Origin of the sequence: Amycolatopsis sp., assembly GCF_025464955.1 — a bacterium.
Classification (GTDB): domain Bacteria; phylum Actinomycetota; class Actinomycetes; order Mycobacteriales; family Pseudonocardiaceae; genus Amycolatopsis.
In genome coordinates this window covers 82,581-95,347 of record NZ_JAODNM010000168.1, presented here as the reverse complement: position 1 = coordinate 95,347, position 12,767 = coordinate 82,581, and the positions used below count along the sequence as shown (strand labels likewise).

Here is a 12,767-nt window from a genome sequence, read left to right as displayed (position 1 = left end):
ATCGTTTTCACGATGACGTCCACATGCGCGGGGGTGAGGGCACCGGCCAGTGCGGCGAGCCCGGTCAGGGGTGCGACACCGGGGATCTCTGTCCCGTCGATGGTGTACAAGGAGTTGGTGCCGCGGGCACGGACTACGATCTGACGTGCCGCGGGCTCGGTCATCCCCGTCGTATGCATCAGCCACTGCACCGCGGAGGTGTACTGATGAGTCGCCTTGATACCGTCGGTCTCGGTCTTGGTGACCACCAGACCCAGCAGCGCGGTGTACCGGTTCATCTCCCGAGTGATCGCTCGGGCGTAGTCGACCAGCGTCGCCGGATCGGCACGCCGGATATCGGCGGGATCGGGGAGGGTGGTCGGTACGCTGGGCACTCCTTTATTCTACTATGGATCGAACGTACATTCGGAACACGTTCAGGTGATATACATTATCGCGGAACGTAGTCATCGGTTATTCGGAAAGCCTGCCATAGCAACAAATGTGCCCGCCGGCCGTCTGCAACTGCTCGCCGCGTCACTCACGCATACACCAAGATGACAAGGCCCGTAGCCCTCGAGATCCGCTCTACGAACCCCAGCCCGCCCCGGTCCTTGCTGCAGTAAAAGGGACCAGCCACCTCACGTAAGCGCTTCCCCGCCATCGATAGCCAGCATGACAACGGCAAGGAACGAATTGCTCATCGCGAACAGCACCGCCTCAGCAACATCGGCTGCGGTGCCGATCCACCCAGCCGGGTTGCGCTCGCTGTGGTCAGCGCAGGGTGCGCCTGCCCTTTCGTTCGCACCGACGGCTCTGCCGAAGATCGTAGGTCTCCGTGATCGTGGACTGTGAACGTAACCGCCGAACCGAAGTGAGATCGCTCGTGAAGAGAAACCACAAGTTCCTGGCCAGTCTCTCGATCCTCGTCAGCGCGCTCACGCTGAGCGCCGTCGGAACCGCATCCGCCGCACCAGCTGATGCCGGTTCGCTCCTGTGGAACGAGGGATCGCAACTGTGCGCGTGGGTCTACGACCCCGGCATGGTGGCGGACGTGGGCATGCGGGCCTGTGACAGTTCCAGCCCCAACGAGAAGTGGATTCTCCAGCCTATCGGCGGCGGGCTGTACCACGTCAGTACCACCGGCAACTACTGCCTCAGCATGACCTCGGCTGATCCGTTCACCGGCTGGCCGACGATGACCCAGCCCTGCGGGCTGAACCTCTACGAGGAGCAGTGGCAGGTCACCCAGGTTTCGCCGGGCAGCGACTTGCGCGCGTTCTACTCGCCTGACGACGGCCGGTACCTGGACGCCAACGACACGAAAGGCGTATCCCGAGCGGTGATGGGCCCCAACAACGGCGCGCCGACGGTATCCCAGTCGTGGCTGCTCTGACGGAACCGGCTACCCGGCCGGAGGACGTGCCCCGACGGTAAAGTCGTGTCCCCACAGGGAAACGGCGGTGCTTTCGCGGGCGATCCAGTGGGTGTCGTCGACTTGGCGGCCTTCGCAGCCGAATTCGACGTCGAAGCCGCTGGGGGTTTTCATGTAGAACGACAGCATCAGGTCGTTGACGTGCCGGCCGAGGGTGGCGGACATCGGCACCTGGCGGCGGACCGCGCGGTCGAGGCAGAGGCCTACGTCGTCGGTGTTCTCCACCTCGATCATCAGGTGCACGATCCCGCTCGGGGTCGGCATCGGCAGGAACGCCAGGCTGTGGTGCCGCGGGTTGCAGCCGAAGAACCGTAGCCACGCGGGCGGCCCGTCAGCGGGGCGGCCGACGAGCTGGGGCGGCAGGCGCATCGAGTCCCGTAGCCGGAAGCCCAGGACGTCTCGGTAAAACCTCAAAGACGCGTCGTCATCCTTAGTGGACAGTACAACGTGGCCGAGTCCCTGTGCGCCGGTGACAAAACGATGTCCGTACGGGCTCACCACGCGGCGGTGTTCCAGCGCGGCGCCGCAGAAGACCTCCTGGGTGTTGCCGGACGGATCATCGAACACGATCAGGCCGTCGACGCGGCGATCCGCGAGCTCGCCGGCCGTGCCTTCTTTGTACGAGACACCATGCCCGTCAAGGCGCGCCCGGATCTCGTCGAGTTCGCCCGCGTTGGCGGCTTCCCATCCGACCCGGGCGAGCCGGTCGGATTCGCCGGGGACGATCACCAGGCGCGCCGGGAATTCGTCCATGCGCAGATAGAGCGCGTCCGGGTCACTTCCCTTGCCTTCGACCATGCCGAGCACTTTGAGTCCGTATTCCCGCCAGTTCGCCAGATCGGTGGCTTCGACGCGCAAGTAGCCCAGCGAGCGGATTCCCATCAAGTCGCTCCCAGGAAATCGAGGGCGAGCCGGTTGAACTCGTCGAACTTCTCCAGCTGCGCCCAGTGTCCACAATGGCCGAAAACGTGCAGCTGCGCACGCGGGATCGTCTTCAAGGCCAGCAATGCGCCGTCGAGCGGATTGACTCTGTCCTCCCGGCCCCAGATGAGCAGGACCCGCTGCCGCAACCGATGCGCTTCCCGCCACAGCATGCCCTGCTCGTAGCTTTCCGGCCGCATGAACGACAACCCCATCGCCCGCATGGCAGCAAGCGACTCCGGCGTACTCGCCGCGGCGAAGCGGTCTTCGAGCAGTTCCTCGGTGATCAACGACTGGTCGTACACCATCACCCGCAAAAACTCTTCGAGCTTTTCCTTCGTCGGCCCAGGAGGCGCACCGAACCGGCTGAGGTTCTTGACCCCCTCGGTCGGGTCAGGCGAGAAAACGTTGACACTCAAGCCACCCGGTCCCATCAGCACCAACCGACCCGCCCGGTTGGGATGGTCTAGTGCGAGCCGTACCGCGGTTCCGCCACCGAGCGAGTTGCCGACGAAGTGCGCCCGCTCGACGCCGAGGGCGTCCATCAGACCGACGACGGCTTCCGCACTGTGAATGAAGAACTGCGGATGGTCGACCGGCTTGTCCGAGTTTCCGAACCCCGGCTGGTCGACGGCGAGCACACGATACGACTTGGCGAACACCGGCAGGTTGCGGCCGAAATTGCTCCACGCCGACGCACCGGGCCCACCACCGTGCAGGAACACCACGGTTTCGTCGTTTCCCTCACCGAGTTCGTGATAGTGCAACCGGAGGTCTTCGCGAACCTGCTGATAGAGCCCCACAACTCACACCATCGCGTTCTCGACGGGGAGCCCGAAAGCGCCCGTTCCGAACATGACATACGCGCGCTCGGCGTCGTTCGCCGCGTGGACCCGGCCAGCGTGCGCGTCCCGCCAGAACCGCTGGATCGGCGTACCCACCGCGAGCGCACGGCCACCGGAGTTCTCGAAAAGCCGGTCGATCGCGGCTATCGCGCGTTCCGTGCCGCGAACCTGGTCTCGCCGTACCCGCAGCCGGGTGGCAAACGGGAGCTTCTCCCCCGCGCACGCCAACTGGTACAACTCGTCGATGTTGTGGGTCAGTTGCAGCCAGGCCGCGTCGATGTCGCTGGCCGCCTCCGCGATCCGCACCTTGGCGAACGGATCCTGTTGGGACAGTTCACCCGCGTACGCCGCCCGTACCCGGCCGCGCTGGTGCTCGACGTGCGCGTCGTACGCCCCCTGCGCCATGCCGATGATCGGCGCGGTGATCGTACTCGGATGCACCGAGCCGTACGGAAGCCGATACAGCGGACCAGGATTGACGAGCTGGCCCGGCGTCTTGCATTTCGACGTCGCCATGAAGCTCAGCGCGCGATGGGCCGGCACGAACATGTCGTCGACGAGGATGTCGTTACTACCGGTGCCCCGCAGGCCGACGGTGTCCCAGACATCTTTGATCGCGTAGTCGCCGATCGGGACCAGATACGTGCAGAAGTCCACCTGCTTGCCGTCGTCGTCGACCACCGGACCGCCGAGCAGCACCCAGGTCGCATGGTCGCAGCCGGACGAGAAGCTCCACCTACCCGACAGGCGGAAACCGCCGTCGACGATGCGGGCCTTTCCCATCGGCGCGTACGAGGATGAAATCCGCACGTCGACGTCATCACCCCAGACGTCTTCCTGCGCTTGCGCGTCGAAAAGCGCCACGTGCCAAGGATGCACCCCGAGAATCGACGCCACCCAGCCGGTGGAACCGCACGCGCTCGCGATGAGCTTGACGGCGGTGTAGAACGTCACCGGGTCGGATTCGTAGCCGCCGTAGGGCTTCGGCTGCAGCAGTTTGAAGAATCCTGTTTCCTGCAGCGACTTGACGGACTCGTCGGGAATGCGGCGGCCGTCCTCGGTCTCTTGCGCGCGCTCCGCCAAGATCGGCAGCAGGTCACGGATTCCGGCGATCACGTCGTTCATCCCAGGTGTCCCCTCACTTGTCCGGTCACCGGAACCAAGACTAGAACACGTTCTCGTTTTTGTCGAGAAGCGCGCTGTGCACCCCGGCTCGGCGGCCGGAGAAGACACAGTCCGCCAACGACAGACCGCTGACATAGGACCGCGAACAGAGCCCGACCGCGGACCGTCCGGCCGCGTACAACCGGCCGACGCCGACCACCCCGCCAGTCTCCTCGTCGACCACCAAACCGCCCAAGGTCAACATCGGGCACGGATAGCCGAGACTCGGTTTGATCGAGACGTCCACCAGCGAATAGGGCGGGGTTTCCAGTCGCCGCACGAACTCCGCGGGCTTCCCGACCGGATCGGCCCCCTCGCCGTGGTACGCGCCGACACTCGCGACTAGCCCGTCCGGGCCGACCCCGGCCGCGCGAGCGACGTCGGCGATCGTGGCCGCGCTGATCCGGCCACGCCCCAACAGATACCGGGCTTGAAGCCATTGGAACCACTGACCCTGCCCGCGGGCATCACGCCGCGCTTCGCGCGCGATCGCGTCGTCGATCAGCAGCCACCCCTTGCCGCCATGACACGTGATCAACGTTTCACCGACAGCGGCGCCATAACGCGACTCATCGATGATCCGCCTGCCGTCGACATCGACCAGAATCCCGCCAAGGAAAGCGCTGGGCGGCGTCAAAAACCGCCAGGCCGAGATGCGATCCATCTCGGCCGTCGCGCCACCGGCCTCGACGCCGAGCCGGATCCCCGACCCGTCGTCAGCGGATGTTCCCAGCGCCAACCCACCACGATAGGCAGGCGCGTGCTCGCGCACGAGCTCACGATTGGTGATGAACCCGCCCGCCGCCAGCACGACTCCGCGTCGCGCGGTGATCTCGAACTCGCGTGCGTATCGCCGCTCCAACCGGGCGGCACGCCGATGCAACGCGGTGCGCAGCGCGGGGACATAGATCCCGGGCTTGGCGGAGTAGCGCCCCAACACCCGGTGCGCGAACCGTACCCAAGCGGGCGCGTCACGCAGCGAACTCACCCTCAGCCCGGTTACAACGCCCGCCTCCGACACGAGCTCCCGGACGCGCGTTTGCGGCAACACGCGGATGCCCCGCTGCCGGACAGCCGAGGCCAGCCGCGCGAACAGCAGCTTCCCCGAGGTCCCTGGCCCCTTCACGCGATGTCCACGCGGGGCGGGTTTCGCGATGTCGCGGAAGCCGCCGGCAGCCTCGCTGCCCGAGTAGTACAGGTAGAAGTCGTCGTTCGGATACGACGTCTTGTACGGGCAAAGGCTGCCCTCGAACGGCACCCCGTGCCCCTCCAACCAGCGAATCATCTCCGTACTGCCGTCGCAGAAGCGTCGCAACGTCTGCTCGGACACGACGTCGCCGGCCTCTTGGCGCAGGTAGGCATACATCTCGTCGGCGGTGTCCTCGACGCCCGCGTCCCGCTGTTGGGCCGTCCCGCCTCCCGCATAGACGACACCGCCGCTGACCGCGCTCGCGCCGCCGCCTTGGAAACGGTCCACGACAAGCACGTCCGCGCCGGCGTCGGCGGCCTCGATCGCCGCACACGCACCGGCCGCGCCGAAGCCCACGATCACCACATCCGCCACCAGATCAGTCACCCTGCTCACCCTAGAACTGGAACACGTTCTCGTCTATGGTGACCATGGGAGGCACTGAGAAGCCTGCCAAACTGGAACGTGTTCTAGACTGGAGGCGGCATGCGGGTCGACGTCGTCGTGGTGGGCAGCGGCGCGGCCGGGATGACGGCCGCGCTGGCCGCAGCGGATCGCGGCCTGGACGTCCTGGTCGTCGAGAAAGCCGCGCGGTTCGGGGGTTCGACCGCGCGCTCCGGCGGCGGTGTCTGGATCCCGAACAACGAGGCGCTGGTCGCCGCCGGGGTCGAGGACACGCCCGAACGCGCCCGCGAGTACCTCGCGGCGATCGTCGGCGACGAAGTCCCCGCCGAACGCCGTGACGCCTTCCTCGACCGCGGCCCCGAAGTCATCTCGTTCCTGCACCGCGCCACCCCGCTGAGGCTCCGCTGGGTCCGCGACTACTCCGACTACCACCCGGAGGCGCCGGGCGGACGCGCCGGAGGACGGTCCGTGGAGCCCACGGCACTGGACGGCCACCTCCTTGGTGACGAACTGGCCAACCTCGAGCCGCCGTACAGCGCGCCGCCGCTGGGCGTGCCGATCACACAGGCCGACTACCGGTGGCTGAGCCTGGTGGCCCGCCATCCGCGCGGCGCCGCGCGGCTCGTCTCGCTGGGCGCGCGCTGGCTGGTGGGCCGCGTCACCGGCAAGCACCTGCTGGCGATGGGGCAAGCGCTTGCGGGTGGCCTCCGCGTGGGTCTGACCAGTGCAAACGTACCTCTCTGGCTCAACACGCCCCTGCTCGACCTGGTGACCGACGAAGACCACATCACCGGGGTGCGAGTACTGCACGACGACGTCGAAACCGTCATCGAAACCACCCACGGGGTAGTCCTGGCGTGCGGCGGCTTCGAACACAACGCCGAGATGCGAACCAAGTACCAGCGCGAACCGATCGGCACGGCGTGGACGGTCGGGGCCAAGGCGAACACCGGTGACGGGATCCTTGCTGGTCTCGGTCTCGGCGCGGCCGTCGACCTGATGGACGACGCCTGGTGGGGTCCGGCCCTGCCGCTGACCGGCGGCCCCTGGTTCGCACTGGCGGAACGGTCGAGGCCGGGCTCGCTCATGGTCGACGCGCGTGGCGAGCGGTTCGTCAACGAGTCCGCGCCCTATGTCGAGGCCGTCCACGCGATGTACGGCCAGGGTGACGGGCCGGGCGAGCACATCCCCGCCTGGCTCGTATTCGACCAGCGCTACCGCGACCGGTACCTGTTCACCGGGGTCGGACCGCGCCAACCACTGCCGAAGCGCTGGTTCGATGCCGGGATCGCGGCGAAGGCGGGCACGCTGAGCAAGCTCGCCGAGCGCATAGGCGTGCCTGGCGACGCCCTGGAAGCCACTGTCGACCGCTTCAACGGCTTCGCGCGGGCAGGCGTCGACGAGGACTTCCAGCGCGGGCTCAGCGCGTACGACCACTATTACGGCGACCCTCGCAACCGGCCGAACCCCAGCCTCGGGCCGCTGACGAAGGCGCCGTTCTACGCGGTCCAGGTCGTCCCCGGCGACCTCGGCACCAAGGGCGGGCTGCGCACGGACGCGCACGCCAGGGTGCTGCGCGAAGACGGCTCAGTGATCGAGGGCTTGTACGCCGCCGGCAACACGAGCGCGCCCGTCATGGGCCGCACCTACGCCGGGCCTGGCGCGACGATCGGACCGGCGATGGTGTTCGGCTACCTTGCGGCCGAGCACCTGGCCGCCAAGAATCACAAAGGCGCGACGCCGCGCACTGGAGGTGGGCGATGACCCCGGCCGTTCCCGTCCGCACGATCGACGCGGGCGCTCCCCCGGCGCGGTTTGCGCGCGGCTGGCACTGTCTGGGCCTGGCCGAGACGTTCCGCGACGGCAAGCCCCACGCCATCAAGGCGTTCGGCACGAAGCTGGTCGTGTTCACCGACTCCGGCGGACAGACCCACGTGCTCGACGGGTACTGCCGGCACATGGGCGGCGACCTGACCCAGGGCAGCGTCAAGGGCGACGAGATCGCCTGCCCGTTCCACGACTGGCGCTGGAGTGGCACCGGCAAGTGCGTGTCGATCCCGTACGCCAAGCGGGTTCCACTGCGCGCGCGAACGAAGTCGTGGCTCACCATGGAGGAGAACAAGCAGCTCTTCGTGTGGAACGACCCGGAAGGCAACCCGCCGCCCGCCGACGTGGTGATCCCGCGTATCGATGCGGTGTTCACCGGCGAGTGGAGCAACTGGACCTGGGACAGCGTGCTGATCGAAGGCTCGCACTGCCGTGAGATCATCGACAACATGGTCGACATGGCGCATTTCTTCTATATCCACTACGCCTTCCCGATCTATTTCAAGAACGTGTTCGAGGGCCACATCGCGACGCAGTACCTCAACACCAAAGGCCGCCCCGATGTCGGCATGGCGTCGAACTACGGCGGCGAAGAGAACCTCCTGCACTCCGAAGCCTCGTATTTCGGGCCGTCGTACATGATCAACAAGCTGCTCAACACCTACCAGGGCTTCGAAGTCGAAAACGTGCTGATCAACTGCCACTACCCGGTCACGGAGAACTCCTTCATGCTGCAGTGGGGAGTCAGCGTGAAGAAGTTTCCCGGGGTGTCCGACGAGCAGGCGGACCGGATGGCCGGCAAGTTCGCCAAGGGGGTCGGCGGCGGTTTCCTGCAGGATGTGGAGATCTGGCGTAACAAGACCCGGATCGACAATCCCCTGCTGTGTGAGGAAGACGGCCCGGTCTACCAGCTCCGGCGGTGGTACGAACAGTTCTATGTGGACGTCGACGAGGTCACGCCCGACATGGGCCGCCGGTTCGAGTTCGAAGTGGACACCAGCCGCGCCAACGAGGCCTGGTCGGCGGAAGTCGCCGAGAACCTGGCCCGGCGGGAGTCGGAAACGGCAGAGGTATGACGACAGAAACGACTGAGTTCCTCACCGGCGGTCTGCGGCCGGTGAGCTGCCGTGACTGCGGGACGCGTGTGCTGGTCAAGAAGAACAGCGAGGCACACACGAGTATCCAGTGGATGACCGACGCGGCGAGCAGCTGTCCCTTCTTCGCCGAACAAGCCTCGGCCGGAGTCAACACGGCGTTGCTCGACACCTGCGGCGAGCTCGGCGAAAGCATCGCCGAAGCCGTCGGAGCGGGCCTGCTGGAGGTCGGGAATGGCTGAACCGGACTTCCACCGGCTTACCGTCGCCGAGGTCGTCGACGAGACCAGAGGCGCGCGTTCGATCGTTTTCGCCATACCGCCCGAACTCGAAGAGACGTTCCGCTACAAGCCAGGCCAGTTCCTCACGCTGAGAATCCCCAGCGAGGACGGCGGCTCGATGGCGCGGTGCTATTCGTTCTCCAGTGCGCCGCATGAGGGCCTTCACAAGGTCACCATCAAACAGACCGGTGGCTACGGCTCGCGGTGGGTCTGCGAGCAGCTGCACGAAGGCGCGGAAATCGACGTGCTGCCACCGGCCGGCGCGTTCACCCCGAAAACCCTCGACGCGGATTTCCTGTTCCTGGCCGCCGGAAGCGGGGTCACGCCGGTGATGTCGATCGTGAAGTCCGTACTCGAGCGGGGGACCGGGCGGATCACGCTGGTCTACGCCAACCGCGACGACCAGCAGGTGATCTTCGCCGACGAACTGACCGCCCTCGCGCACCGGCACGCCGATCGGCTGGTCGTCGTCCACTGGCTGGAGAGCGTGCAGGGCCTGCCCAGCACCGCGCTCCTGCGCACGCTCGTCGAGCCCTTCGCCGGCCGCCAGGCCTTCGTCTGCGGGCCTGGTCCGTTCATGGACGCGGCGAAAGACGCACTGGAAGCGCTCGGCCTACCGCGCCGACAGGTCCATGTGGAGCGATTCGTCTCGCTGACCGGTAACCCGTTCGAGGAGCCTCCGGCGGCTCCCGAAGAGACCGAGGCCCCGGCGAGTGTCCGGGTCGACCTCGACGGCGTCCAACGGCAACTCGACTGGCCCCGCCAGACGAAGCTGCTGGACCTGCTGCTGAACGAAGGCCTCGACGCGCCATACTCGTGCCGGCAGGGCCAGTGCGGCGCCTGCACCTGCCGGATCACGGCCGGCGAGGTGAAGATGCTGGACAACGACGTCCTCGACGCCGAGGACATCGCCGACGGGTTCATCCTCGCGTGCCAGTCGCTGCCGCTGACCGACGAGGTGACGGTCAGCTACGAATAGGAGTGCCAGTGCCCATCGACCCGGCGATCGCGATCGGTGCCGAAGTCAGCAAGGTCGCCTTCTCGTGGACGCCGTCGGACGTGCTCCTGTACCACCTGGCGGTGGGTGCCGGGGCGCAGGCGACGGACGAGCGCGAGCTGCGGTACACCTACGAGGCCGACCTCCAGGTCCTGCCGACGTTCGCGACGGTCGCGGCGAACCTCCGCACGTTCGAACCGCCTGCCCTGTCGTTCCCCGGGGTGGAGATCGACCTGGCGAAGGTGTTGCACGGCAAGCAGGAAGTCGTCACGCACCGGCCGATCCCGGTGGTGGGGGACGCCGTCGCGCGGACGCGGATCGCGGAGGTCTTCGACAAGGGCAAGGCCGCGGTGCTCATCCAGGAGACCACGGTCGCCGACGCGCAGGGAAGTCCACTGTGGACGTCGAGGTCGACCATCTTCGCGCGTGGTGAAGGCGGGTTCGGCGGCGAGCGCGGTCCGTCGGACAAGGTCGAGCTGCCGTCGAGGGAGCCGGACGCGGTGATCGACACGCCGACGTTGCCCCAGCAGGCCCTGCTCTACCGGCTCTGCGGGGACCGCAACCCGCTGCACGCCGACCCGGCATTCGCCAAAGCCGCCGGCTTCGACCGGCCGATCCTCCACGGGTTGTGCACCTACGGCATCGTGGCGAAGGCGGTCACGGACCGGTTCCTCGACGGCGAAACAGCCCGCGTGGGCTCCTTCGGCGCGCAGTTCGCCGGCGTCGTCTACCCGGGTGAGCCGCTGCGTATCCGCGTCTGGCAGGACGGCGACAGGCTGTTGGTGACCACAACCGCGCCGGACCGCGACGAAGCGCCCGTCCTCTCCAACTCGGTACTGACAAGTCGCTAAAGCGGCACTTCGGTCGTATCCGCGGATCGTTGCCCATCGCAACTCGCCGTGACCCGTGTGAGTGAACGACTGCTCAACCGATGCCGCTGGACCTCGAATGAGCCAGCACTCCCCTATAGCGCGGCAAGCAGCATGTAGCCCATACCGACACCCATGACCGCCCGGCATGCGGCGCGGGAGGTCAGGCCGGGAAGCGCGCCGCCGCCAGGCGCGGTACGAACGGCGACGGCGCCCGCACGAGCGCCGTCGAAGAAGAAGTACAGCGCGGCAAGAATCGCGAGCACCGGCCAAGCCAGGCCACCCACAGCGGCCATTGAAGAAGTCGCGAGCCACGGGCCGTGCATCGCTGCCATGTCACCGGTCTGGGGCATCGCGACGAGCATGTACAGCATCACGATCGCTGAAATCGCGTGGTGAGCGCACTGGCCGTGCCCACCGTCGTGCTGCTGGTGATGCCGGCCGCGCCACCAGGTCACCGCGAACCAGCCGCCCGCGAGCAGGAACACCGCTTCCCAGCCCGCCGCCGGAATCGGCCCACCGATCGGGGACAGCATCGCCACCATCGCCACGACGAGCAGCAGCTCGGCGACGTCGCCGGTGCGGGTCGCCTGCCCGAGGCGGACATAGTCCAGCCGCACCAGCCGCGCCAGACATGGCCACGTCAGCACGAGGAACACCCCGGTCAGCAGCCACGCGACGACGACAGGACCGTGCATCGCGTTCGCCTCGCTTCGCCTCGGGGAACTGGCCTCTTCCACCGTGGCAGGTACTCCCGGCTCGCACCAGCCGTCAATAAGGTGATCTGATGACGAGCGCGTCCAGACGCCAGCCGACACAGCAACTCGCCGTCGACTTGCGATCGTTGCGGACGCTAAGTACCGCAACTCGGCGGCGAGTTGCGATGGACGCGACACCCGAACGCGTTGTCGACCCGATCAAGCGACGCCGATGCCCCATGCGTGGCTGGCGGTGTACCGGATCGTGCACATCACCGCACCTGCCGGAATGGGCAGGGGCCCCGGCCGGTTGGGGTCGATCCCGACGTTCATGAACCCGCCGCCGGTGCCGTCGCCCGCCGGGTTGGAACCGGTGTCCTTGAAGAAGTCGATCTGGTGGCAAGCCAGGGTGTCCTTGTACGAGGTGACCAAGTACAGCTGGCTCTTGCCCTTGACGAAAAGGTTGACGTGTTCGTTGGTGCCCGCGGGCGCGGTCGTGGTCATGTCCTCGTCCTCTTCAGTAGTTGTGGTCGTGGGTCCGTCCACACCGGGCCAATAGTCGGCGACCGACGACTGGTCCCAGCCTTTGGTGTTGGTGTGCTGTTTGGCCACAGCGCCGGACATGAGAGCCGGATTCCTGTCGTATTTCGCAATCCAGTAGTGCGGTTCGGCGACGCCGGCGTTACGGAAGGCCGAACGCACCGACGGCCAGGTCGACGCGTTGCAGTACACCGTGGGGTCAGCCCCCGCCGCACGGCGGTGCCGCACCCAGTCCACTGCCCCGGTCGCGGTGGCGTCTCCGTCCTCCACATCGAGAACCTGGCCGACATAGAGGTTGCTGCGGACGCTGATGCCGATCTTTACGGCATGGGGAAAACGCGCCCAGTCGCCAGCCGACCACGCGTATTTGCCATTGAGGTATCCGGCCACCATCTGCGCGTCGGCCGGGAGGTTGCTCGCGGTCACACCGTCGAACATCGTGCGCATATCAGCCTCGCTTTCCGGGTGGGTTCGAGGGAGAAACCCGCGCGGAAGCCGCACCGCACACCGCTGTCGCGGGGTT

Annotated in this window: 13 protein-coding genes; 6 read left to right on the top strand and 7 right to left on the bottom strand. The window is 66.9% G+C overall.

The window, feature by feature from the left end; all coding sequences use genetic code 11:
* The coding region (locus JWQ81_RS42850) for a hypothetical protein (RefSeq protein ID WP_297551248.1) at positions 1–374 on the bottom strand (374 nt) is incomplete at its 3' end.
* A gap of 491 nt (positions 375–865) precedes the next feature.
* Between JWQ81_RS42850 and JWQ81_RS42845 the strand changes: the two genes are divergently transcribed.
* Positions 866–1,375, top strand: coding sequence for a hypothetical protein (locus JWQ81_RS42845; RefSeq protein WP_297551247.1), 510 nt, complete (start codon positions 866–868; stop codon positions 1,373–1,375).
* A 9-nt stretch (positions 1,376–1,384) separates the two neighbouring features.
* Here the strand turns inward: JWQ81_RS42845 and hsaC are convergent, their stop codons facing one another.
* From hsaC to JWQ81_RS42825, 4 genes are read right to left on the bottom strand one after another with little or no spacing between them, the layout of a single operon-like run.
* Complete coding sequence (hsaC, locus tag JWQ81_RS42840; protein WP_297551246.1) at positions 1,385–2,296, bottom strand: iron-dependent extradiol dioxygenase HsaC; 912 nt, start codon at positions 2,294–2,296, stop codon at positions 1,385–1,387.
* Positions 2,296–3,138, bottom strand: a complete 843-nt coding sequence (gene hsaD, locus JWQ81_RS42835) for a 4,5:9,10-diseco-3-hydroxy-5,9,17-trioxoandrosta-1(10),2-diene-4-oate hydrolase (RefSeq protein WP_297551245.1) — start codon at positions 3,136–3,138, stop codon at positions 2,296–2,298. The genes hsaC and hsaD overlap by 1 nt, the downstream gene beginning before the upstream one ends.
* A gap of 3 nt (positions 3,139–3,141) precedes the next feature.
* Complete coding sequence (gene hsaA / locus JWQ81_RS42830; protein ID WP_297551244.1) at positions 3,142–4,305, bottom strand: 3-hydroxy-9,10-secoandrosta-1,3,5(10)-triene-9,17-dione monooxygenase oxygenase subunit; 1,164 nt, start codon at positions 4,303–4,305, stop codon at positions 3,142–3,144.
* A 40-nt stretch (positions 4,306–4,345) separates the two neighbouring features.
* The gene (locus JWQ81_RS42825; protein WP_297551243.1) at positions 4,346–5,920 is read right to left on the bottom strand and encodes an FAD-binding protein; all 1,575 of its coding nucleotides are present in this window, start codon (positions 5,918–5,920) and stop codon (positions 4,346–4,348) included.
* 99 nt (positions 5,921–6,019) lie between these two features.
* Here JWQ81_RS42825 and kstD point away from each other — a divergent pair, with 99 nt between their 5' ends.
* The 5 genes from kstD to JWQ81_RS42800 are packed head-to-tail and all read left to right on the top strand — an operon-like array spanning position 6,020 to position 10,988.
* A complete protein-coding gene (gene kstD / locus JWQ81_RS42820) occupies positions 6,020–7,702 on the top strand; it encodes a 3-oxosteroid 1-dehydrogenase (protein ID WP_297551242.1) in 1,683 nt (560 codons plus the stop codon).
* Positions 7,699–8,841, top strand: a complete 1,143-nt coding sequence (locus tag JWQ81_RS42815) for a Rieske 2Fe-2S domain-containing protein (RefSeq protein WP_297551241.1) — start codon at positions 7,699–7,701, stop codon at positions 8,839–8,841. The genes kstD and JWQ81_RS42815 overlap by 4 nt, the downstream gene beginning before the upstream one ends.
* Positions 8,838–9,101, top strand: a complete 264-nt coding sequence (locus JWQ81_RS42810) for a hypothetical protein (RefSeq protein WP_297551240.1) — start codon at positions 8,838–8,840, stop codon at positions 9,099–9,101. Before JWQ81_RS42815 ends, JWQ81_RS42810 begins: the two co-directional genes overlap by 4 nt.
* Positions 9,094–10,119: a ferredoxin--NADP reductase gene (locus JWQ81_RS42805; protein WP_297551239.1), complete on the top strand. Its 1,026-nt coding sequence runs from the start codon at positions 9,094–9,096 to the stop codon at positions 10,117–10,119. Before JWQ81_RS42810 ends, JWQ81_RS42805 begins: the two co-directional genes overlap by 8 nt.
* A gap of 8 nt (positions 10,120–10,127) precedes the next feature.
* Positions 10,128–10,988: a MaoC/PaaZ C-terminal domain-containing protein gene (locus JWQ81_RS42800; protein WP_297551238.1), complete on the top strand. Its 861-nt coding sequence runs from the start codon at positions 10,128–10,130 to the stop codon at positions 10,986–10,988.
* Positions 10,989–11,101: 113 nt separating this feature from the next.
* Here JWQ81_RS42800 and JWQ81_RS42795 read toward each other — a convergent pair whose 3' ends face one another.
* Together JWQ81_RS42795 and JWQ81_RS42790 are read right to left on the bottom strand one after the other, a co-directional pair.
* Positions 11,102–11,704 carry a DUF5134 domain-containing protein gene (locus JWQ81_RS42795; protein ID WP_297551237.1) on the bottom strand — a complete coding sequence of 201 codons (603 nt, stop codon included), beginning with the start codon at positions 11,702–11,704 and terminating at the stop codon, positions 11,102–11,104.
* Positions 11,705–11,923: 219 nt separating this feature from the next.
* Positions 11,924–12,691 (bottom strand): hypothetical protein, encoded by a 768-nt coding sequence (locus JWQ81_RS42790; protein ID WP_297551235.1) that lies wholly within the window; start codon positions 12,689–12,691, stop codon positions 11,924–11,926.
* Positions 12,692–12,767 lie beyond the last annotated feature (76 nt).